General features: G+C 65.5%; 20 protein-coding genes and 1 riboswitch. Of the genes, 14 read left to right on the top strand and 6 right to left on the bottom strand.

Translation table 11 applies throughout. The annotated features are described in order from the left end of the window. The first annotated feature begins 239 nt into the window (after positions 1–239). Positions 240–3,683 (top strand): DEAD/DEAH box helicase, encoded by a 3,444-nt coding sequence (locus CVV68_RS17800; RefSeq protein ID WP_110502347.1) that lies wholly within the window; start codon positions 240–242, stop codon positions 3,681–3,683. Positions 3,684–3,863: 180 nt separating this feature from the next. Here CVV68_RS17800 and CVV68_RS17795 read toward each other — a convergent pair whose 3' ends face one another. The 4 genes from CVV68_RS17795 to dnaK form a co-directional block, all read right to left on the bottom strand. Beyond that, the gene (locus CVV68_RS17795) at positions 3,864–4,304 is read right to left on the bottom strand and encodes a heat shock protein transcriptional repressor HspR (RefSeq protein ID WP_110502346.1); all 441 of its coding nucleotides are present in this window, start codon (positions 4,302–4,304) and stop codon (positions 3,864–3,866) included. Between the two features lie 86 nt (positions 4,305–4,390). Beyond that, complete coding sequence (locus CVV68_RS17790; protein ID WP_110502345.1) at positions 4,391–5,377, bottom strand: DnaJ C-terminal domain-containing protein; 987 nt, start codon at positions 5,375–5,377, stop codon at positions 4,391–4,393. A 137-nt stretch (positions 5,378–5,514) separates the two neighbouring features. Beyond that, the gene (locus CVV68_RS17785; protein ID WP_110502344.1) at positions 5,515–6,087 is read right to left on the bottom strand and encodes a nucleotide exchange factor GrpE; all 573 of its coding nucleotides are present in this window, start codon (positions 6,085–6,087) and stop codon (positions 5,515–5,517) included. Positions 6,088–6,089: 2 nt separating this feature from the next. Beyond that, positions 6,090–7,961, bottom strand: coding sequence for a molecular chaperone DnaK (dnaK, locus tag CVV68_RS17780; RefSeq protein WP_110502343.1), 1,872 nt, complete (start codon positions 7,959–7,961; stop codon positions 6,090–6,092). A 409-nt stretch (positions 7,962–8,370) separates the two neighbouring features. Between dnaK and CVV68_RS17770 the strand changes: the two genes are divergently transcribed. The 8 genes from CVV68_RS17770 (at position 8,371) to pabB (ending at position 15,480) form a co-directional block, all read left to right on the top strand. Further along, on the top strand, positions 8,371–9,213 hold the full coding sequence (locus tag CVV68_RS17770) for a methyltransferase domain-containing protein (protein ID WP_110502341.1): 843 nt from the start codon (positions 8,371–8,373) through the stop codon (positions 9,211–9,213). A gap of 41 nt (positions 9,214–9,254) precedes the next feature. After that, the gene (locus tag CVV68_RS17765) at positions 9,255–9,854 is read left to right on the top strand and encodes a TMEM175 family protein (RefSeq protein ID WP_110502340.1); all 600 of its coding nucleotides are present in this window, start codon (positions 9,255–9,257) and stop codon (positions 9,852–9,854) included. A 177-nt stretch (positions 9,855–10,031) separates the two neighbouring features. Continuing rightward, on the top strand, positions 10,032–10,652 hold the full coding sequence (locus tag CVV68_RS17760; RefSeq protein WP_110502339.1) for a LysE family transporter: 621 nt from the start codon (positions 10,032–10,034) through the stop codon (positions 10,650–10,652). Between the two features lie 91 nt (positions 10,653–10,743). Next, positions 10,744–11,784: a WXG100 family type VII secretion target gene (locus CVV68_RS17755; protein ID WP_146238950.1), complete on the top strand. Its 1,041-nt coding sequence runs from the start codon at positions 10,744–10,746 to the stop codon at positions 11,782–11,784. A gap of 80 nt (positions 11,785–11,864) precedes the next feature. Beyond that, positions 11,865–12,539, top strand: a complete 675-nt coding sequence (locus CVV68_RS17750; protein WP_110502337.1) for a hypothetical protein — start codon at positions 11,865–11,867, stop codon at positions 12,537–12,539. Beyond that, positions 12,536–12,874 carry a hypothetical protein gene (locus CVV68_RS17745; RefSeq protein ID WP_110502336.1) on the top strand — a complete coding sequence of 113 codons (339 nt, stop codon included), beginning with the start codon at positions 12,536–12,538 and terminating at the stop codon, positions 12,872–12,874. Before CVV68_RS17750 ends, CVV68_RS17745 begins: the two co-directional genes overlap by 4 nt. A 31-nt stretch (positions 12,875–12,905) precedes the next feature. Then, positions 12,906–13,409, top strand: coding sequence for a low molecular weight protein-tyrosine-phosphatase (locus CVV68_RS17740; RefSeq protein ID WP_110502335.1), 504 nt, complete (start codon positions 12,906–12,908; stop codon positions 13,407–13,409). After that, on the top strand, positions 13,402–15,480 hold the full coding sequence (gene pabB, locus CVV68_RS17735; protein ID WP_110502334.1) for an aminodeoxychorismate synthase component I: 2,079 nt from the start codon (positions 13,402–13,404) through the stop codon (positions 15,478–15,480). Before CVV68_RS17740 ends, pabB begins: the two co-directional genes overlap by 8 nt. Positions 15,481–15,912: 432 nt before the next feature. Here pabB and cls read toward each other — a convergent pair whose 3' ends face one another. Next, entirely contained in the window at positions 15,913–17,406 is a 1,494-nt protein-coding gene (gene cls / locus CVV68_RS17730; RefSeq protein ID WP_110502333.1) for a cardiolipin synthase, read from the bottom strand. Positions 17,407–17,559: 153 nt separating this feature from the next. Here cls and CVV68_RS17725 point away from each other — a divergent pair, with 153 nt between their 5' ends. Together CVV68_RS17725 and CVV68_RS17720 are read left to right on the top strand one after the other, a co-directional pair. Next, on the top strand, positions 17,560–18,171 hold the full coding sequence (locus CVV68_RS17725; protein ID WP_110502332.1) for an HdeD family acid-resistance protein: 612 nt from the start codon (positions 17,560–17,562) through the stop codon (positions 18,169–18,171). Between the two features lie 74 nt (positions 18,172–18,245). Then, on the top strand, positions 18,246–19,163 hold the full coding sequence (locus CVV68_RS17720) for an aminodeoxychorismate lyase (protein ID WP_110502331.1): 918 nt from the start codon (positions 18,246–18,248) through the stop codon (positions 19,161–19,163). Here CVV68_RS17720 and CVV68_RS17715 read toward each other — a convergent pair. Further along, positions 19,135–19,773 carry a Pr6Pr family membrane protein gene (locus CVV68_RS17715; protein WP_110502330.1) on the bottom strand — a complete coding sequence of 213 codons (639 nt, stop codon included), beginning with the start codon at positions 19,771–19,773 and terminating at the stop codon, positions 19,135–19,137. The two genes, CVV68_RS17720 and CVV68_RS17715, sit on opposite strands and share 29 nt — an antisense overlap. Positions 19,774–19,897: 124 nt before the next feature. Next, a riboswitch (SAM riboswitch) is annotated at positions 19,898–20,019 on the top strand. Between the two features lie 85 nt (positions 20,020–20,104). Between CVV68_RS17715 and CVV68_RS17710 the strand changes: the two genes are divergently transcribed. Genes CVV68_RS17710 through CVV68_RS17700 form a run of 3 tightly spaced genes read left to right on the top strand, consistent with a single transcriptional unit; the run spans position 20,105 to position 22,023 of the window. After that, entirely contained in the window at positions 20,105–20,365 is a 261-nt protein-coding gene (locus CVV68_RS17710) for a DUF1737 domain-containing protein (RefSeq protein ID WP_110502329.1), read from the top strand. Further along, a complete protein-coding gene (locus CVV68_RS17705) occupies positions 20,362–20,754 on the top strand; it encodes a rhodanese-like domain-containing protein (protein ID WP_110502328.1) in 393 nt (130 codons plus the stop codon). Before CVV68_RS17710 ends, CVV68_RS17705 begins: the two co-directional genes overlap by 4 nt. A 57-nt stretch (positions 20,755–20,811) precedes the next feature. Then, positions 20,812–22,023 carry an O-succinylhomoserine sulfhydrylase gene (locus CVV68_RS17700; RefSeq protein ID WP_110502327.1) on the top strand — a complete coding sequence of 404 codons (1,212 nt, stop codon included), beginning with the start codon at positions 20,812–20,814 and terminating at the stop codon, positions 22,021–22,023. Positions 22,024–22,026: the final 3 nt, after the last annotated feature.

Raw genomic sequence — 22,026 nt, 5'->3', positions numbered from 1 at the left:
CGGGCGCGAGGACCAGCGGGCGACCCGGCGCGAGGACCGGCGGGCGACCCGGCGCGAGCCTGCGAGCGTCTGGGGATTACCGCGCGGAACCCCTTGCCTTAAGGCGAAACAGGGGTGCTCTGCCCCCTGATTAGTGCCGTGCTGAACGACGGGATGAAATTGTCGGCCAATCCCGCCTAAGATTGGTTAGATGTGGTTCCCCGATTGGGGCCGCACAATTCCGTTAGGAAGAAAGCTCTGTGACGTATTCCTCTGCCGATTCACGCTTGCTGACGCGGATCGCCGAGTTCACCGAAAATTCGATCACTGCCGGCCGCGCCTACGCCGACGAGGACCGGGTTCAGGACATCACACTCGAGCCGGCCACCGGGCTGCTGTCCGGAAAAGTCATGGGCAGCATCGCCTACCGCTCCACGGCCAAGCTGGTGCGCGAGCACGACGGCGTGGTGGCCTGCCGCGTGGGCATTTGCAACTGCCCGGTGCGCCAGAACTGCAAGCACGTGGTGGCGTTGATTGCCGCCGCCGAAGCCGACCCCAGCTTTCAAGACTTCTTTGTCCCTGAGGAAACAGTCCACGAGCCAACCTATCTGGAAACCCTGCTGGCCAACGCCAAGGGCGGCAGGCCGGGAAACACCGGGAAGGTCGCTGCCGCGCCCGCCACGAACGGTGACACCCCCGACTGGGAAGCCTCGCTGGCCGAACTGCTGCCGGCCGCCGTGCATGCCCCGCCCGCCGACACACCCGCCCTGGGCCTGCAATTTGAGCTCCAGGTGCCGCCGCCCCGCTTTTCCTACCGGGGCAAGGGCGGCAAGGTTGACTCGGCGCCCATTCTCAACGTCCGTCCCGTAGTCATGGGCACCCGCGGCAAGTGGGTCAAGACGGGTGTCAGCTGGAACACGCTGGGCTACCTGAGCTATGGCCGCCAGCATGATCCCGCCCAGCTGGAATGGCTGAGCGAATTCCTGACCTCGCACAGCCCCCGGCAATACAGCCACAGCAGCGCCGCGTCCTGGCTGGCCGTCAACGACTTTGCCGGCCGCAACCTGTGGCAGCTGCTGGCGGACGCACACAAGCACGGAGTGGCCCTGGTCCAGGCCGGCACCGGGGACCCCGTGCGGATTTCCACCGACGACGCCTCAGTGCAGCTTGACGTCTCGCGGGCCCAGTCCGGCGGGCTGGACGTGGGACCACTGATCGAGGCCGGAGGGGTTCCCGTCACCGAAGCCATTGTGGGCACCATCGGCACACCCGTCCACGGCCTGTTCTTCAGCGACCAGAACGACGGTGCACTCAACGTGGGCAGCGGCACCTCCGGGCGTAACGCCGTCGTGCGGGGGACCATCACGCTGGCGCCGCTGGCACCGAACACCTCCGCACAGATGCTGGAGTTCGCCCTCCGCAAGCAGTCCGTGCACGTGCCCCAGGCGGGCGAGGAGAAATTCCTTACACAGATCTACCCGCAGCTGAAACAGGCGGCGCCCGTGGTGTCGGCGGACCAGTCGGTGGAACTGCCGGCGTACGTTGAACCCACGCTGTCGCTGCTGGCCGCCTACGGCGACGACCACACCCTGCGGCTGCACTGGGAATGGCACTACCAGGTGGGCAGCAGGGTCAACTCGCGCCCGCTGTGGCCCGAGCCCGGTGAATCCGCGGTCCGCGACGCCGGCGCCGAGGAACGCCTCATCAAGAGCGTGGGACAGCCGTGGACGTCCGTCGCCGCCATGGGCGTGGCCGCGAACAGCGCGTGGGGCGAGCCCAAGCTGGCCGGCTCCGCCACCCTGACCGGCCTTGACACCATGGCGTTCACCGAGACCGTCCTCCCGGAGCTGCGCGAACTGCCCGGGGTCACGGTGGAAACCAGCGGCGACATTGCCAGCTACCGCGAGGTCACCGAGGCGCCGATCGTGAAGATTTCCACGCACGCCACGGACGAACGTGACTGGTTTGACCTGGGCATTGTCATCACGGTGGAGGGCCAGTTTGTCTCCTTCGCGGCCGTGTTCTCGGCCCTGGCGGCGGGGCAGAGCCGGATGCTGCTGCCCAGCGGCGCCTACTTCTCCCTAGACCGCCCGGAACTGCACGAACTGCGCGCCCTCATTGACGAAGCGCGCGGCATGAACGATTCCAAGGACGGCGAGCTGCGCATCAGCCGCTTCCAGGCCGGGTTGTGGGACGAGCTGGCCCAGCTGGGCATTGTGGATGAGCAGGCGGAGGCCTGGCGGAAGTCGGTGTCCGGCCTGCTCGACGGCGGCCCCTTGGAACCGCTCCCCACCCCCCCTGCGCTGAACGCCACCCTGCGTCCCTACCAGGGCGACGGCTTTAACTGGCTGAACTTCCTCTACACCCATGGGATGGGCGGGGTGCTGGCGGACGACATGGGCCTGGGCAAGACCGTGCAGACGCTGGCGTTGATCACGCAGGTCAAGGCCTCGGGCACGAACGACCTGCCGTTCCTAGTGGTGGCCCCGACCTCCGTGGTGGGCAACTGGGCCAGTGAAAGCGCGAAGTTTGCGCCGGGGCTGAAGGTGGTGACGGTATCGGAAACCTTTGCCAAGAGCGCGATGAACTCGGCCGCCTTCTTTGCCGGAGCCGACATTGTCATCACGTCCTACGCGCTGTTCCGCATCGATTTCGCCGAATACGGGACGCAGCCGTTTGCCGGCTTGATCCTTGACGAGGCCCAGTTTGTAAAGAACCACCAGTCGAAGGCGTACCAGTGTGCGCGCAAGCTTGACGCCCCGTTCAAGCTGGCCGTGACCGGCACGCCGCTGGAGAACAACCTGATGGAACTGTGGACGCTGCTGTCCATTGTGGCTCCGGGCCTGTTCCCCAGCCCCAAGCGCTTTGCCGAGTTTTACCAGCGCCCCATTGAAAAGAACGGCAATGCCAAGCTGCTGGGCAAGCTGCGCACGCGCGTGAAGCCGCTGATGCTGCGCCGCACCAAGGAACAGGTCATCAAGGACCTGCCGGCAAAGCAGGAACAAATTCTGGATGTGGTGCTGAACCCGCGCCACCAGAAGGTCTACCAAACGCACCTGCAGCGGGAGCGGGCCAAGATCCTGGGCCTGTTGGAGGACGTGAACAAGAACCGCTTCACCATTTTCCAGTCGCTGACACTGCTGCGCCAGCTCAGCCTCGATGTTTCGCTGGTGGACGAGGAACATGCAGGCGTGCGGTCCTCCAAGCTCGACGTCTTGTTTGAACAGCTCGAGGACGTGGTGAAGGAAGGCCACCGTGCGCTGATCTTCAGCCAGTTCACCGGATTCCTGGGCAAGGTGCGCGAACGCCTCGTCGCCGAGGAAATCCCGTTCACCTATCTGGACGGCTCCACTCGGAACAGGGCCGCCGTCGTCGATGAATTCAAGAACGGCGATGCCCCGCTTTTCCTGATCAGCCTCAAGGCCGGTGGCTTTGGCCTGAACCTGACCGAGGCCGACTATGTGTTCATCCTGGACCCGTGGTGGAACCCGGCCTCGGAGGCACAGGCCGTGGACCGAACACACCGCATCGGCCAAAAAAAGAATGTCATGGTGTACCGCCTGGTCGCCAAGGACACCATCGAGGAGAAGGTCATGGCGCTGAAGGCGAAAAAGTCGCAGCTGTTCTCAGACGTTATGAGCGGGGACTCGCTGTCCGGCGGCGCCCTGACGGCCACCGATCTGGCCGGCCTGTTCAGCGAATAGCGGGTTCTGGAATGGCGGCGGAGCCGGCATTTTTTGTAGGCGACGCAAAGGAAACGCCAAAGGCCGCCCGCGGCCGACGCGTCGGATGGGCCCCAAGCGCTCCCACTGCTCGCAAACTCGCAGCGGGGTCCTCGCGGTTGTGGGCCCAGCCGGAAAAATGCCGGACCGCCGCCATTTACATCAGCGCTGGGGGCGCCAGACGACGACGGCCTGGCTGCGGGCGCGCGGACGCTGGCCCCGCGCCAGGGCCACGATGTCGCCGCCGGACAGGCCCGCCGCAAACACCCGGCTGCCGGGCCGCTGCGGACGTGACTGGATTTCCTCCGCTGCGGACTCCAACTGCTCGCTGAGCTCAGCGACCTTCAACCGCAGAACCTCGACCTGGTTCTCCAGCTGCATGATGCGCCGGATTCCTTCCAGGGAGACACCTTCCTGGGAGAGCCGCTGCACCTCGCGCAACATGGTCACGTCATGCTGTGAATAGCGCCGCGAACGCCCGGGGGCGCGATTTGGCTTCACAATGCCCAGACGGTCGTATTGCCGCAGGGTTTGCGGGTGCATGTCGGCCAGTTCGGCCGCCACGGAGATCACAAAGATGGGCGCGTAGGGGTCAACGTTCATGGTGATCTCCTTCCTTCCCACCACTCCACCACCTCGTTTCCCGGCCGGGGAACGAGGTGGGCGTGAGCCCAGTGGGTAATTGTTGATTAAAGCCTGGCTTTGGCCTGCAGCCCGGCCCGGGGGTTGCCGTCCGTGGTGGCTTCGGCGAACGCCTTGACCGCCTCTTCGGCCTCCTTGGTCAACTTCTGCGGCACCGTGACGTCGATGGTCACCAGGAGGTCGCCGGTGGACTTGGACGTTTTCACGCCTTGGCCCTTGACCCGCAGGGTGCGCCCGGACGGGGTCCCCGCAGGGACGCGCAGACGGACGGATTCACCGGTCAGCGTCGGGACGTCGATGTCGGCCCCCAGTGCTGCTTCAGGGAACGTCACGGGCACGTGAATGCGGATGTTGTTGCCGTCGCGGGTGAAGAAATCGTGCCCCTTGACGGAGACGGTGACCATCAGGTCGCCGGGTCCGGCTGCTCCGCCCTGGCCCTTGCCCTTGACCCGGACCTTTTGGCCGTCCTTGATGCCGGCCGGGATGCGCACGTCAATGACCTCGCCGTTCGGCTCACGCAAGCCAATCTTGGTGCCGTTGATGGAACCACCAAAGGAGATGCTGGTCGACGCCGTCCGGTCCGCACCCTTGGTGGGCGTTGGCTGGTAACCGCCAAATCCGCCGTTCCCAAAGAGGTCCGCGAATTCCGGGGGCAGCCCGGATCCGCCGGCTCCGCCGAATCCGGGTGTGGCCCGGCGGCCTCCGCCGCGTCCTCCCCCAAAGAGGTCGCCGAAAACGTCCTCAAATCCTGCGGGGCCGCCCTGCCCGCCGGCGCCGCCGGCACTGAAACGGGCACCGCCGCCCATCGCACGGATGGCATCGTACTGTTCGCGGTCTTCCTTGTCGGAGAGCACGGAATACGCCTCGGAGACGTCCTTGAAAGTCTTTTCCGACGCCGCATCCCCGGGGTTGGTGTCCGGGTGGTATTTGCGGGCCAGCTTCCGGTAGGCCTTCTTGATGTCGGCGTCCGACGCATCTTTGGTCACCCCAAGAATCTTGTAAAAGTCCTTATCGACCCAGTCCTGACTTGCCAAGACGCCTCCTTTTCTAAAGTTTGTTGGTTAATCCCCAGACGCTCCCTAGCCTCGTTCCTCGGCCAGGGTCCCTCGCGTCCGTGGGCCCCCGTCGAGACCGTAGTCTCGACGGGGGCACTCGATCAAGGGATTATGTGTTACTCCGGTACGGCGACAATCACCTGGGCGGCGCGCAAAATGCGTTCCCCGGACTTGTAGCCCTTGCGCAGCACCTGGCTGACAGTGTCAACCTCGACGTCGCCCGACGGCTGCTGGATGAGTGCCTCGTGGACGGTCGGATCGAAGGGAACACCGGTGTCGGCAATCCGTTCCAGTCCGTACGTTTCCAAGGCCGTCTCCAGCTTCGCCGCAATCGCGGCAAACGGGCCGTCCACAATGTCGCCATGGACACGCCCGGCGTCAATGTCGTCAAGGACCGGCAGAAGCGAGTTCAGCACGCCGATGACGGCCATCTGGCCGGCCACTGCCCGGTCCCGCTCAACGCGCTTGCGGTAGTTGACATACTCGGCCTGGAGGCGAAGAAGGTCGTTCTTCAGCTCAGCGGCCTGAGCCTTGTCGGTTCCCTGCGCCACGGCCTCCCCGGCCGGAACCTCAACATCGTTGAGGATGTCCTCGGCCTGGGAGAGCGCGTCGCCGCTGGGGGTCTCGACTGGCTCGACCACCGGATCTGCCTCCGGCTTGCCCTCTTCGGGGTTTACGGATTCAGACATGGCTACTTCTTCTCGTCTGCGTCTTCGTCGATGATTTCGGCGTCAACGATGTCCTCGTCGGCACCGGGCTCCGAAGCTGCGGCACCGTCGGAAGCACCGGCGTCGGCCGTTGCACCCTCAGCGGAAGCGGCCGCGTAAATGGCCTCGCCCAGCGTGGACTGGGAAGCCTGCAGCTTCTCAAACGCGGCCTTCACGGCTGCGTCGTCGTCGCCGGCGAGAGCGGTCTTGAGCGCGGTGACATCTTCCTTCACCGGGTTCTTGACGTCATCGCTGAGCTTGTCGTCGTTGTCGGCCAGGATCTTGTCCACCGAGTAGTGCAGCTGCTCGGCGGAGTTGCGAAGGTCAGCTGCCTCGCGGCGGGCCTTGTCCTCGGAGGCGTGCTCCTCAGCTTCGCGGACCATGCGCTCGATGTCGTCCTTGGACAGCGAGGAACCACCCGTGATGGTCATGGACTGCTCGACGCCGGTGCCCTTGTCCTTGGCGGACACGTGCACGATGCCGTTGGCGTCGATGTCGAAGGTGACCTCAACCTGGGGGACGCCGCGCGGGGCCGGGGCAATGCCGGTCAGCTCGAACGTGCCCAGCGGCTTGTTGTCGCGGGTGAACTGGCGCTCGCCCTGGAAGACCTGAATGGCGACGGACGGCTGGTTGTCGTCAGCGGTCGTGAACGTCTCGGACCTCTTGGTGGGGATGGCCGTGTTGCGCTCGATCAGGTTGGTCATCACTCCGCCCTTGGTCTCGATGCCCAGGGACAGCGGGGTGACGTCGATGAGCAGGACATCCTTGCGCTCGCCCTTCAGCACGCCGGCCTGCAGTGCGGCGCCAACGGCCACAACCTCATCCGGGTTGACGCCCTTGTTGGGCTCCTTGCCGCCGGCCAGTTCCTTTACCAGGTCGTAGACGGCGGGCATGCGGGTGGAACCACCGACGAGCACGATGTGGTCGATGTCGGAAACCTTGATGTTGGCTTCCTTGATGACGTCGTTGAACGGCTTCTTGGTGCGCTCGAGCAGGTCCTTGGTCAGTTCCTGGAACTTGGCGCGGGTGAGCTGCTCGTCCAGGTGCACGGGACCGTCGGGAGTGACGGAGAGGTACTGGAGGGAGACGTTGGTGGAGGACGAGGAGGAGAGTTCCTTCTTGGCCTGCTCCGAGGCTTCCTTCAGGCGCTGCAGGGCGATCTTGTCCTTGGACAGGTCGATGCCCTTGACCTTGAGCTGGTTCAGCAGGTAGTCAACAACGCGCTGGTCCCAGTCGTCGCCGCCGAGGCGGTTGTCGCCGTAGGTGGCGCGGACCTGGATGGTGGAGAAGTCGTCCTCATCCTTGCCCACTTCCAACAGGGAGACGTCAAACGTTCCGCCGCCGAGGTCGAAGACCAGGATGAGCTCATCTTCCTTGCCCTTGTCCAGGCCGTATGCGAGGGCGGCGGCAGTGGGCTCGTTGACAATGCGCAGCACGTTCAGGCCGGCAATTTCGCCGGCCTCCTTCGTGGCCTGGCGCTCAGCGTCGTTGAAGTAGGCCGGGACGGTGACCACAGCGTCGGTGACCTTCTCGCCCAGGTACGCTTCGGCGTCGTTCTTGAGCTTCATGAGTACGCGGGCGGAGATTTCCTGCGCCGTGTACTTCTTGTCGTCGATGGCGACGGACCAGTCGGTGCCCATGTGACGCTTGACGGAGGCGATGGTGCGGTCGATGTTGTTGACCGCCTGGCGCTTGGCGATTTCGCCGACCAGGACCTCGCCGCTCTTGGAGAACGCGACGACGGACGGGGTGGTGCGGCCGCCTTCAGCGTTGGCGATGACGGTGGGCTCGCCGCCCTCCAGCACGGAGACGACTGAGTTGGTGGTTCCGAGGTCAATACCTACGGCACGTGACATAAGTGGTGTTCCTTTCATGGGCCGCTGTGTGAACAAAATCCGCCTTGGGATTGGCGGCGGCTTCGCTCAACCAGCGGGTATTGAGCGTTCTGGACTCAACTTTACTCAGGCTCGTTTCCATGTCAAATGAAGTTGAGTGATGTTGGCTCAACTTTCGCTTTGGGCGTACATGTTCGACGGCGGATGGCCGGGTCCGCCGCTCGGCGTCACCTCTTGCGGGGCTGAGTGTGCCTCGGCGGACTTGGTTTTGCCCCAGGCACGGAAAATGACACCGATCCCGCTTTCTGACCCCGGGATCCCGGGGTCAGAAAGCGGGATCGGTGTCATTTTTGAACGGAGGTTCCGGTGTGGAGGACCGCTTCCTGGGATCCTGTGGCCCCTGGCAGCTCGAAGGCGTACGCTCCCTTTTATGAGCGATCACTCCACCCACGGTCAGGACAAAAGCTCGATTCAGGGCGATGTTTACACCCACGGGCACCACGAAAGCGTGCTGAGATCTCACGCCTCACGGACGGCCGCGAATTCAGCGGCCTACCTCATTCCGCACCTCAGCCACGGGCTCCGGGTCCTGGATGTGGGGTCCGGTCCGGGGACCATCACGGCCGACTTTGCCCGGCTGGTGGCGCCCGGAGAGGTGCTGGGGCTGGACCGCTCGCCGGAAGTGGTCGCTGCCGCCACCGCACTCGCCTCGCAGCAGCACCTCTCCAACTTGAGCTTTGACACCGGCGACATCTACGGCCTCGATTTCCCGGACGACTCCTTTGACGTGGTCCACGCCCACCAGGTGCTGCAGCATTTGACGGACCCGGTGGAAGCGCTGCGCGAGATGCGCAGGGTGGCCAGGCCCGGCGGCATTGTGGCGGTGCGCGACGCGGACTTCCATGGCATGTCCTGGTACCCGCAGCTTCCCGAGCTTGACGACTGGATGGAGCTGTACCAGCGGGTTGCCCGGCACAACAACGCCGAGCCCGACGCCGGCCGGCGGCTGGTTCATTGGGCGCAGGCCGCCGGGCTGAGTGAGGTGGCGCCGTCGTCGGCCAACTGGCTTTACGCCACGGATGACCAGCGCGCCTGGCTGGCGGGGGTCTGGTCGGACCGGGTGGAGAAGTCGGCGTTTGCCCAGCAGGCAGTGGCTTACGGGATGGCCGACGCCGCAGGGCTGGCCAGGATCGCAGCCGGCTGGCGCAGCTGGGGCGCCACCAAGGACGGCTGGTTCCTGATGCCCAACGCCGAGATCATCGCCCGGGCATAACACGCTTCCGGCCGCGAAAACCGCGACGGCGAGGAGACCGCATGGACAAGAACCGACTTGAGGCGCTCAGCGACGGCGTCCTGGCGATCATCATCACCATCATGGTGCTGGAGTTCAAGACCCCGGAGACCGCGGACTGGGCGGGCCTGGCGGGCATCTTTCCGACCCTGCTGAGCTATCTGCTGAGCTTCATTTACATCGGCATCTATTGGAACAACCATCACCACATGATCAAGCTGGCCAATGAGGTGACCGGCGGCATCCTGTGGGCCAACCTTCACCTGCTGTTCTGGCTGTCCCTGGTGCCGTTCATGACCCGCTGGATGGACGAATCCGGCTTCGCTACGGTCCCGGTCTTCGTTTACGGCGTCAACCTGATGTTGGCCGCCGTCGCGTACGCCATTCTGCAGACCGGATTTGTCCGCCAGCAGGGCCCGGACGGCCGCCTTGCCAGCGCGCTGGGGAAAAACGTCAAGGCCCGCGTCTCCCCCGTCATCTACATTGCGGGCTGCGCACTGACTTTCGTCTCGCCAGTGTTTGGCCTTGCCGCCTACGCCGTGGTGGCCGCCATCTGGCTGGTCCCGGACCGCGGGATGGAGCGCGCCATCCGTGGCGGATTGGCTGGATCCCCGGGACATTAGTGCTGGCGGCACGGGCAGCTGAAACGACAGCCGCTCATTGCTCCGCTTGGCGGGCGGGGAGCCGCGGGCGCGTAGGCCTGGTGGAGTATGAGCTCCGTGCCGGAAAGGGGCGGGACACGATTTTGGCGGAGCGGCCCCAGGTGAGGGCGCGGCCCCGGCGCACCGTAAGCTTGGCTGGTGCAATTCTCCTTGTGGCTGGCCCTCGCCGGTGCCGGCGCCATGATCAGCCTCACGCCCGGCGCCGGTGCCATCAACACCATGTCCAACGCGCTTACCTCCGGCTTCAAACGCTCCTTCTGGGGCATTCTTGGCCAACAGCTTGCCCTCGTCATCCACGTGGTCATTGTGGCCGCCGGCGTGGGCATCATCGTTTCCAGCTCCCCCTTCCTCTTCCACCTGATCCGGTACGTGGGCGCCGCCTACCTGGTCTATTTGGGTATCCGGAAGTTGCTGGCCAAGGCGGAGAAGAACGACGGCGACGGCTCACCCGCCGTTTTTGAGTCCGGGTTCTCGATGTTCCGCCGGGGGCTGTGGGTGAACCTGCTCAACCCGAAGGCCATCGTGTTCTTTCTGGCCTTCATGCCCCAGTTCATCCGGCCGGAACAGCCGCTGCTGCCACAGTATGTGGTCCTCACGGCCACCGTGGTGGCAATCGACATTGTCGTCATGTGGTTCGTCTTCGCCGCAGGCGCCAAACAGCTCAAACACCTGACCACCAGCAAGCGCGGGCAGTTGACCCTGAACCGGATTTTCGGCATCCTGTTCATCGGTGTCGGCATCTTGCTTGCACTGGTTTAGCGCAGATGGGCAGCGCTCCCCATTGGCACCACCGCGAAGTCGTGTTTGGGTGGAAGCTGACACTATTTGGATACGCGGGAAGGCCCCTTCGGTGAACGACACAATGCTTGGTGCGGATCCCCAACAGCTGCGCAATCTGGCCAAGGACTTCTCCCACGCCGCGCAGCAGCTCATGCAATTGAGCACCACACTGACCCAGCGGGTCAACCGCCCGGGAAGCTGGAGCGGCCCGGATGCGGACCGCTTCCGCAGCGAGTGGAACGCCAGCCTCCGCCCCAAGATCATGGCGGCCAACAAGTGCTTCGACCAAACGGCGGACGCCCTCCTGCGCAACGCCAAGGAGCAGGACACGGCCAGTGCCGTTTCAGGCCTGGGCGGGACCCCCGGCATTCCCGGCGTTCCCGGCATGCCAGGTTTTCCCGGCTTCCCCGGCTTTCCGGGCGGCGGAAATCCGCCGGGTCTGCTGAAGGGCTTGTTGGGCAACGGCCTTCTGGGCACGGGGGAAACCCTGGCCACCTGGTACACGGCGTTGGCCGGCGGAACCAATGCCTTGAACCTGGCCGGCGTGCTGCGGCTCGGCGGCAGCTTCGCCTCGCTGGAGGGTGCCATGAAGTTTTCCCGCCTGGCGGGCGCGTTTGGGAGCCTGGATGACTTCGCTGCGGGCGGCAACTGGGGAGCGTTGGCCCAAAAGGCCGGCGCACTCATGGGCGACGGCGCCATCGCCGGGAAAATCGGTTCCCTGGCCGGCCCACTCGCAACGGCGGGCAAGGTTCTGGGGCCGGCCGGCGCCGTGCTCGGCGTGCTGACAGTTGGCACGGACATCGCCAAGGGCGACTACGGCCGCGCCGGCTACGACAGCGTGGTGACCGGCTTGGGCGTTGCCGCGCTCCTCACGCCTCCGCCTGCCGACCTGGCCCTGGGTGCGGCCGCCGGTGCCATGGCCGTCGGGCAGCTCGCCTACGACCACATTCCCTTCGTGCACGACGCCGTCGACAATACCGTTGAATTCGTCGGCGACGCCGCCGGGGCTGTCGGCGACGCGGTCTCGGACGCGGCTGGTGCCATAGGCGACGCCGCTTCCGACCTTGGACACGGTGTGGCCAAGGTCGCCGACGACTTGTGGCCCTTCTAATCAGGCCCTGTCCAATCAGGCGCTGTCCAATCAGGCGCTGACACGATGACATCCAATTTCAATTGCAGGGAGAATACACCATGACTGAGACGAACACCGTGCCGGCACCGGACACCGCCGGCCAATCTCCGGCAGTCACCGGCTACGGTGCCGCGGAAATCGCCTACCTCATTTCCCAGGGCACCAACGGGCTGAAGGAAAAGAACGCGGCCGCCATGCAGGTGCGCAATGACGTCCTCACCGAACAGATTGCCGCCCTGGGCGCCTCAAGCCTGCTGGCGCGCGGGGAAATCGTGGCCGACGGCGACGCCATGGAACTGCGCGGCGGCGCCCGCATCCTCAACCAGGCCCTCAATGCCGCGCTTCGGTGGACGGAAGTGGCCATGGTCAACGGAACCGGTGTGGAGGCGGCGCTTTACATCCAAGCCCGTGACGTGTCGGTCTTCCTTCAGCCCGCAGCGCTGAGCACGTGGTTCATGGTGGTCAAGGACCCGCAGGCCAGCGACGCCCAAATGCTCAAGCAAATCCTTGAGAGCAATGTGGCGCGCCATCCGGAGGCCGCCATGTACTTCGGTTCGGAAACTGTCACCGGGCCCAAGGACCACTTCTTCGTCCGGGCCTCCGGCAATGGGCAGTGGGACGTGGCGCATGTGGAAAAGCCGGGCGAGCAGGACAGGACAGACGGGGTCTCCGCAGAAGCCCTCCTGGACCACCTGGCAAAATTGGTTTCCCTTCCGGGCGAGGCCGCCCAGTGAGCACCAACGGATTTGGCCGTCCCCCCGTGCCGTCAGACGACGCCGCCAATCTTCGCGAACCCATGCCGTGGATGAGCCGCCGCCGCACCGGAGGGGCCTACCGCCTGCCCGGCCTGCAATACCCGCTCGGCTCGCTCATCTACGGAGTGGTGTTCATCGCCCTCGGCGTTGTTGCGCTGGTGGCAACGTCGTCGGCCGGTTCCGGCGCCTTGGCGCTCGGGATCCCCTTGTTCCTGATCGCGGCAGGCCTGGGCGTTTGGATGGTCATCATCGCCGCCGTCCGCTGGCCCTGGTACCGGAAGTACGTCCAGGAACACGGGCACCCTCCGTTCTGACTGGCGGCACGGGCCTCGATAGACTGGCCCCATGACCAATCCCTACCGGATCATCACCGTTTGCACGGGCAATATCTGCCGCTCCCCCATGGCCGAATTCATGCTCGCCCGGGCCGCCGACGATGCGGGCCTGGACGTGGTGGTGGACTCCGCCGGAACTTCTTCGTGGGAGGTGGGCAACCCCATGGATCCGCGCGCCATGGAGGTTCTGGCCCGCCACGGAATCATCCCGTCGCACCACGAAGCCCGCACCTTCAACGTTCAATGGTTTGCCGAACGGGACCTTATTCTCGCCCTGGACGTTGACCATTTCGAGGCCCTGCAGGCGCTTGCCCCCACGCCGGAAACCGCGGCAAAGGTGCACATGCTGCGCGCCTTCGACCCTGCGGTGGCCGGCGCACGCCGTGGCGAACAAGGCATTTACGACCCCTGGTACGGCGACAAAAACGACTTCGTGGCCAGCTGGGAGCTGATTTCAGCAGCCATACCGGGGATTTTGGCGCACGCCACCGCCCACGGCAACGCCCGTGGCTGAAACGCAGAGGCCGGTGATCATTGCCGTCGACGGGCGCTCGGGCGCCGGAAAGACGACCGTCGCCCTGGAACTGGCCGCCCTGCTGCGCCGCCACCGCACAGTCTCCTTGTTCCACCTCGAGGACGTCTACCCTGGCTGGGACGGGCTGGCGGACGGCGCCGAACGGTATGTGGGCTCAGTCCTTGAGCCACTGTCGCGGGGCCTGCCGGCGCACTGGACCGCCTGGGACTGGGCTGCCGGGGACGACGGCGACTCCCGCACCACCGCCGTTGCCGACGTCGTACTCGTTGAAGGGGTGGGTGCGGCCCACGCCGACGCCCGGGAGTTCCTGGACGTGGTGATCTGGGTGGATGCGCCCACACCGGCGCGTAAGCGGCGGGCGCTGGAACGCGACGGCGACACCTACGCACCCTTTTGGGACCGCTGGACCGCACAGGAGGACGTGCTTTTTGCTGCCGGGGATGTGGCCGCGACGGCGGACATCGTGGTGGACGGCTCCCTCGGCGTGGACGGTGCGCCCGAGCGGGTGCTCTCCGCACTGGCCGGACTGCCGGCGCTGGAACCGCTGCTGGCTCCAGAACTGGCGCGTCGGCGCGGGCTGGAATTCGCAGCCGTTCGCCTTGACGCGTACCCCTCCGGACCGGGACTTTTCGCGGCACTTTATGGCGAATCCGGCGATGCCGTGTGGCTGGACAGCTCCATCGCGGACCAGGCAGGAGCCGCCGCACAGGGCGGCCGTTCGCGGTTCTCCATCATGGCCGACGCCGCCGGCCACTTCGGCTGCACGGCCACCCACACCGGCGGAATCACCACGGTGGTCTCCGGGCAGGTGACCACGCGCATCCGTGCCCCGTTCTTCCGGTGGCTGGACTCGGTGTGGGGACGCAAGGCCGTGCGCGCCCCCGGCCATTATCCGGGCGATTTCACCCTCGGCTGGCTGGGCTGGCTGGGCTACGGGCTCAAAAGCGAAACCGGAGGAGTGGCCCAGTCCCCTGCCGGGACCTCCGCGTCGCCCGCCCCAACCCCGCCGCCAACGGCCGCGCTCCTGTTCGCGGGCCGGGCCGTCGTCGTCGACCATCAGGAACGGTGCCTGTACCTGCTCACCCTGGCCGAGGCCAACCACCCGCCGTCGCGGGACGAGGCGGCGGCGTGGACCCGGCACGTCCGCGGCGTTCTCGCGGCACTGCCGGAACAGCCTGCACCGGCCCTGCCCGCGCCGGCCTTCACGTTGCGCGACGGCGAGGCCCGCTACAAGGCCATGATCGCTGCCTGTCGGAACGAAATCCACGAGGGGAATTCCTACGAGGTCTGCCTGACCACGCAGCTCGAGGCAACCATCCCGGTGCGCATGAATGCGTGGGACAGCTACCGGGCCCTGCGCCGCCGCAACCCGGCCCCGTTCGCCGCGTTCCTCCGTTTTGGCGACGTGGCGGTCTGCAGCACATCACCGGAAAGGTTCCTGCGCATCGATTCGGCAGGGCTCATGCGCGCCGAACCGATCAAGGGCACCCGGCGCCGCGACGCCAACCCTGCTGTCGACGCCGCGCTCAGGGCCGAGCTGGCGTCTTCGCACAAGGACAGGGCCGAAAACGTGATGATCGTGGACCTGCTGCGCAACGACCTCTCCCACAGCGCCGTCCCGGGAACCGTGTCGGTCCCGCGGCTGTGTGAAATTGAAAGCTACGCCACCGTGCACCAGCTGGTCAGCACCATTGAGGCGCAGCTGGCGCCGGGCAGTTCACGCGCGGAGGCCCTGGCCGCCGCGTTCCCGGCAGGATCCATGACGGGTGCGCCAAAAATCAGCACGATGGCCATCCTCGATGCCTTGGAAGCCGGACCACGCGGCATCTATTCCGGCGGGATCGGCTACTTTTCGCTGAATGCCGCCCTGGACTTGTCCGTCACCATCCGCACGCTGGTCCTGCAGGACATCGACGACGGCGGCACGCACCTTTCGCTGGGCATCGGCGGTGCCATCACGGCCGACTCGGATGACGAGGCCGAATGGCAGGAGATCCAGGCGAAGGCGTTCGGCGTGCTCTCGACCCTGGGTTCGGAGTTCCCGGGCTGATTTCGGCAGGCTCAATCACCGCGCCACGGCACCCGCGCCGAAATCAAAACTGCCGACGGGGAACGGGCGCGGAACTCAGGCTCGACTACCTGCCTTGCAGATCGGCAGGACCGGCCGGGTGCAAAATCCCCGAGAACGGGGCCAACTCGCGAACGCACCGCACAAGATACGCCGTTGTCGCGGGTTGGCCCCGTTCTCGCGAAATATGATCTGTGGAATGCGAGAAGGCCCCGTTTTCACGACTGGATCAATGCGAAATCGCGGCACTTAGTCCAGGCCGCGGCGGGGCCGTGGAACCGGTAGTTTCCGTGGGCTGCGTAAAAGGCGACCGCAGGACCGCCGCCGGAACACCGACGAAGTCGTGTGTGGCGAGGTGCGGGCATCAGCCCCCCCCCCCCCCCCCATCTCGCGAGAGCGCCGGCGGGTGGGGGACTACTGCAGCGTGGCGGTCAGGCGTGCCACGTTGTCCACGTACCGGGCCAGGATGGGCCGGGTGACCCACTCGTGCAGCTGCAATTCGCGGGACACCGCCCGGTATTGCTCCTCCACGGCGTGCATCTCCTGCACCACGTCCTTGTCGATCATCATGACGGACACTTCCAGGTTCAGCGAGAAGCTGCGCATGTCCATGTTGGAGGAGCCGATCACGGCCACATCCGCGTCGACCGTGAAGTGCTTGGCGTGCAGCACCAGCGGCTTGGGGTAGAGGAAGATCTTCACCCCGGCCCTCAACAAGGCCTCGTAGTAAGAGCACTGGGCGTGATGGACCAGGAACTGGTCGCCCTTCTCGGACACAAACAGCTCCACCCGGACGCCGCGCTGGGCCGCCGTCGTAATCGCGTAGAGCAGCGAGTCGTCCGGCACAAAGTACGGGCTGGAGATGGTGATGCGTTCCTCGGCCGAATACAGCAGCGTGTTGAACAGGCGCAGGTTGTTTTCCGTGACAAAGCCGGGACCGCTGGGCACCACCTGGCACAGCACGCCGCCGTCGAACGAGTCCCAATGGTAGGTGGCCAGCTGTGATTCCAGGTTTTCCTCGGTCTCGCTGGACCAGTCCGTCGCGAACATGACGTTCAGGGTGCCGACGATCGGCCCCTCGAGCCTGGCCATGAGCTCAACCCATTTGCGCCCCACCTTGACGTTGCTTTTCTTCCGGTAGGACGGCTCAATGATATTTTGTGATCCCGTGTAGCCCACCCGGCCGTCGACCACCAGGATCTTGCGGTGGTTGCGCAAATCCGGACGGCGCCACTGGCCCTTCACGGGCAGCAGGGGCAGCATGCGCCGCCACTGGATTTCGCTGGCCTTCAGCCGCCGGATCATGCCCCGGTAGCCGGGCACCCGCAGCGAGCCGATGTGGTCAAAAAGCACCCTGACCCGGACGCCGCGTGCGGCAGCGGCTTCCAGCTCCCGGAACAGCCGGTCCGTGCAGTCGTCGGAACTCATGATGTAGAACTCGGCGTTGACGTAGTCCTTGGCTTCGCTGACGGCGTCGGCCATGGCGTCCAGCGATTCCTGGTACCCCTTGATCAGCTCCACCGAGTTGGCACCCAGGGCCGGGAAGAATCCCAGGTTCCGGTTCAGTTCCACGGCGGAATTGACCCAGGACGGCCCGTCGTAGGGCGTCACCTGCTTGGCAATGTCCCGGGTGCCTTCAACAATGCGAAGGTTGACGGCCGTCTGGGTCTCCCGCCGGCGCCGGGAGAGCCGGAAGTTGCCGAACATGAGGAACAGGGCCAGTCCAATGTAAGGCAGGAAGAAGATGCACAGCAGCCAGGCCATGGCCGTGGTGGGGCGTCGGTTGCCGGGGATGATGCCAAGCACCACGATGCGGATGGCCATGTCCGCGAGCAGCAATAGAGCCGAGAGCCAGGCCGGCCCGGCGGGCAGGCTGAACGCTGTCCAGATCAAGCAGGGCCTCCTCATTTCTCGCCATTTAGGCGGCAAGTGGTATTAGCCTACCGGGTGGCACCGAACGCCCCGGGCGGGAATTTAGCCATTATTTCCGCCGGAACCCAATGGCTGGGGCTAGGATTTGAGCCAGAAGTATCTAAATCGCAACCTTTGGGGAGGAATTTCATGAGTTCACAACAGCACACCGGACCGACCATTGATATTTTCGCTTTGGACCCGGCCAAGTTGGCTGCATCCGCCGTTCGGAGCCTGCGACTTGCCATGGGGATCAGCGGTGCCGTGGCCCTGATCTTGGGAATTGTGCTGCTGCTTTGGCCCACCAAGACGCTCGCCGTGGTGGCCGTCTTTCTGGGTCTGAACTTCCTGATAACCGGCGCAGTCAAGGCGGCAGTGGGCATTTTTAGCTATGGGCTTTCCGCCGGGCTGCGCACCCTGGATATCCTTCTGGGCCTTTTTTTGGTGATTGCCGGAATTGTAGCCATTAAGAATTCCGCGGCAACCGGCGAGGCATTGCTGATCTTTACCGTCATCATTATTGGCGTCGGCTGGATCATTGAAGGAATTTTGGCCATGGTCGAAGGCGGAAAGGGCCCGTCCCGCACCTGGGCCGTCCTTTTTGGCGGCCTCAGCGTGGTGGCCGGCATCGTGGTGCTCGCTGTCCCGGTGTGGTCGGCCGTGTGGCTGCTGCTCATCACGGCCATCGCACTGATTATCCTCGGAGCTGTGGGCATTGCCCGGGCATTCACCTTTGGCCGCGGCGTGGTGCCGCAGGGCTGAGCCACCGGCACGGCGGGTCCGGTCCGGTTACGGCCCGGCCCTGGCCCGCAGGGCCCGGGCACTAAGCTCGAGACATGACTGTCTTGGTGTTTCTCGACCCCGCTTTCCCCGACGGGCGCATTGCCGACGCCGGCTCCCCCGCCCTGCTGGCCACCGACCAGGGCGTGACCCGCGGCGACGGCGTTTTTGAATCCCTTCTGGCTGTCAACAGCGCGCCCCGCAAGGTCCAGGCGCACCTGGGCAGGCTTGCCAAGTCCGCACATGCACTGGACTTGGCCATCCCCGACGCCGAGGCCTGGCTCCGGGCCATTGCGACGGCGGCCCTGGCCTTTGCCGGCGCCTCGCCCCAGGAGCCGGATGAGCACGGCAACACCAACATCGTCATCAAGCTCATTGCCACGCGCGGTCCCGAAGGGGCGGACAAGCCGACGGCCTGGGTGCAGGCTTCCGCCGTTTCACCCCTCCTGGCCGAGCAGCGGGCCAGGGGACTGGACGTGATTCTGCTCGACCGCGGCTACGACAGTTCCGTCAGCGGGCGTGCCCCCTGGCTGCTGCTCGGCGCCAAGACCCTCTCCTACGCTGTCAACATGGCCGCCCTGCGCCACGCCCACGCCCAGGGAGCCGACGACGTGATCTTCACCAGCGGCGACGGGCACGTCTTGGAGGGACCGACGTCGTCCGTCCTGCTCGCACACGTCACCGACGACTCCGGTGCCCCCGTCAAGCGGCTCATCACGCCGAATCTGGACAGCGGCATTTTGCCCGGCACCACCCAGGGCGCACTGTTTGCCGCGGCGAAGGACGCCGGCTGGGAGCTGGGTTACGGCCCCGTGAAGCCGGAGGACCTGCGCGACGCCGACGCCGTGTGGCTGATTTCCAGCATCAGGCTGTTGGCACCGGTGAACACCATCGACGGCAGGGAGATCGGCACTCCCCGGGTGCGGGCCCGGCTGACCGCCGAGCTTAGTGCGCTGCTTGCGCAGACACACTGACCAGCGGGCGGATCCTGTTGCCGGCCAGCAGCAGCACCGCGCTGACGGCGAGGAATGCCACGGCAACGATGACGCACGTCAGTGCCACCGCGCCGTAGCCGCCGTTGTCCGGGTTCAGGAACGGGTACGCATACCAATGGATGGCGGCCCCACGGACCAGCGAGTACGCCAGGTAGGCCAGCGGGAATAGGACGGCAATCCACAGGCTGCGAAAGGAAATGGACGTCCGGGGTGGCTGGAAGAGCCAGTCAACGACCACGGCAATGGGCATCACGTAGTGCAGCCAGGTGTTGATCCAGGGCAGCAGCGACCCCAGGTCCACGTCGCGCAGCAGGGCGCTGAACACAATCCCCACCAGCGCCATGCACACCACGGAGACCCAGCGCAGGATCTGCCAGGCGGGGCCGAGCTCCCTGCCGCGCCACACCAGGACTGACTCCACCAGCAGTACCACGGCGGCGAAGATGTTGCCCAGATTGGTGAAGTAGCTGAAGAAGTTCAGTACGTTGTAGCCGTGCCCCACATGGATGCCCAGTTGAATGCCGACGGCGGTCAGGGTCACCCCGCCGAGGAGGAAGCGCAGGGCGGCCAGGACGCGGCGGGTTGTCATGACCTTATCCTGCCATCCGGACCGGCGTTTGATGGCCGTGCCGGATGAACAAATATGTCATGGTGGGCCACATTGACGGTTCGGGGCGGCCCGCGGCAGGGTGCGGTGTGTTAGTTTTCAAGTGAGTAACGAGTGCCAGCGCCAAGCCCTGACTTGCTGGACGGCAACCCTCTGTGTCGGCGGGGTGCCTCAGGTGACTACTCGGCAAACCCGGCTAACTGCGGCTGTGGCTTGCAAGCGCGAACTGCCCCGCGGTGTGCCTGGTATCAAGAACCCGTGCACCGCATGAGTACCCGCTTGCAGCGACCGCCACCTGCACTGAGGAGTACACATGTCCGCTGAAGAATCCCCGTTGGCCTACCGGCTGATCACCGGGCCCGACGACCGCTCCTTCTGTGAGCGGATCTCCGCCGCCCTGGCCGAGGGCTACATCCTGCACGGCGGCCCCGCCGTGACTTTCAACGGCACCTCCGTGGTGTGTGCCCAGGCCGTCATTCGCCCGCACGCCGTTGCCTCCTCCGACGCCGCCGTGGCCAACGCCGTCGCGGGCCTGGAAGATCCCGAGGAGTTCGACGGCGAGGGTATCGCATGAGCTACGCCGGAGACCTGGCGCCCGCCCAGGCCTGGGACAAGGTGGCCGGCGGCGCCGTCCTGGTCGACGTGCGCACCGACGGCGAATGGGCGCACATTGGCGTCCCGGACATTTCCGTCCTGAACACCGAGCCCGTCTTCATCCAGTGGAACCTTGCCACGGGCGGGCCGAATTCCGCCTTTCTGGCAGAGCTGCAAGCGGCCGTGCCCCTCGAGAAGCCGCTGGTGATCCTGTGCCGCTCGGGCGCCCGATCCATTGCCGCCGCCGAGGCCGCCACCGCTGCCGGGTACACGGCATTCAATGTGCTCGAGGGCTTCGAGGGCGTGCCCGACGGCTACGGGGACAGGATTGTCAACGGCTGGAAGAACCGCAAGCTGCCCTGGAAATAGCAACATTTTCGCCCTCGAACCCGGCACCACCAGCGAAAGCTAAGGAAACAACAGCAATTGAGCAACTTTAATGAGCACGCCGCCACATGGGCGGAAGACACCCAGGCTGTGCGCGGCGGTCTGGACCGCAGCAACTTCCAGGAGACGTCCGAGGCCATCTTCCTGAACTCGGGCTTCGTTTACGAATCCGCCGAGCATGCCGAGCAGTCCTTCACCGGCGAGGTGGACCGTTTCGTGTATTCCCGCTACGGCAACCCCTCCGTGGCCACCTTCCAGGAGCGGCTGCGCCTGCTCGAAGGCAAGGAAGCCTGCTTTGCGACGGCGTCCGGCATGTCCGCCGTGTTCACCGCCCTGGGCGCCCTGCTGGGTGCCGGGGACCGCGTGGTGGCCTCCCGTTCCCTGTTCGGCTCCTGCTTTGTCATCTTGAACGAACTGCTTCCCCGCTGGGGCGTGGAAACGGTGTTTGTCGACGGACCGGACTTGGACCAGTGGCGGTCGGCTTTGTCCGTGCCGACGACCGCGGTGTTCTTTGAATCGCCGTCCAACCCCATGCAGGAAATTGTGGACATTGCCGCTGTCTGCGAGCTGGCCCATGCGGCCGGCGCCAAGGTCGTGGCGGATAACGTGTTTGCCACCCCCCTGCTCCAGCGCTGCGGCGACTTTGGCGCGGACATCGTTGTCTACTCCGGCACCAAGCACATTGACGGGCAGGGCAGGGTTCTGGGCGGCGCCATCCTGGGCACCAAGGAGTTCATTGACGGCCCAGTGAAAAACCTGATGCGCCACACGGGCCCGGCACTGTCAGCCTTCAACGCGTGGGTCCTGACCAAGGGCCTGGAAACCATGGGCCTGCGCGTCAACGCCTCCTGCGCCAGCGCCCTGGCCCTGGGCGAATACCTGGAGGCCGCGCCGCAGATCAGTTGGGTCAAGTACCCGCTGCTGCCCTCGCACCCGCAGTATGAGCTGGCCACAAAGCAGATGAAGGCCGGGGGCACCGTGCTGACCTTTGAACTGGCGCAGCCCGCTAGCGGAACCCGCAAGGACGCCGCCTTCAAGCTGTTGAATGCCCTGCAGATCGTTGACATCTCCAACAACCTCGGCGACACCAAGTCCTTGATCACCCACCCGGCCACCACCACTCACCGCGCCATGGGACCGGAGGGCCGTGCCGCCATCGGCCTGTCCGACGGCGTCCTGCGCCTCTCCGTGGGCCTGGAGGACCTGGGTGACCTGAAGAAGGACCTGGAACAGGCGCTGGCCGCGATCTAGAAC

The organism is Arthrobacter livingstonensis, assembly GCF_003219815.1.
GTDB classification, from domain to species: Bacteria; Actinomycetota; Actinomycetes; order Actinomycetales; family Micrococcaceae; genus Specibacter; species Specibacter livingstonensis.
The sequence above is the reverse complement of the archived record's forward strand: the minus strand, read 5'-3'. Positions and strand labels throughout refer to the sequence as shown.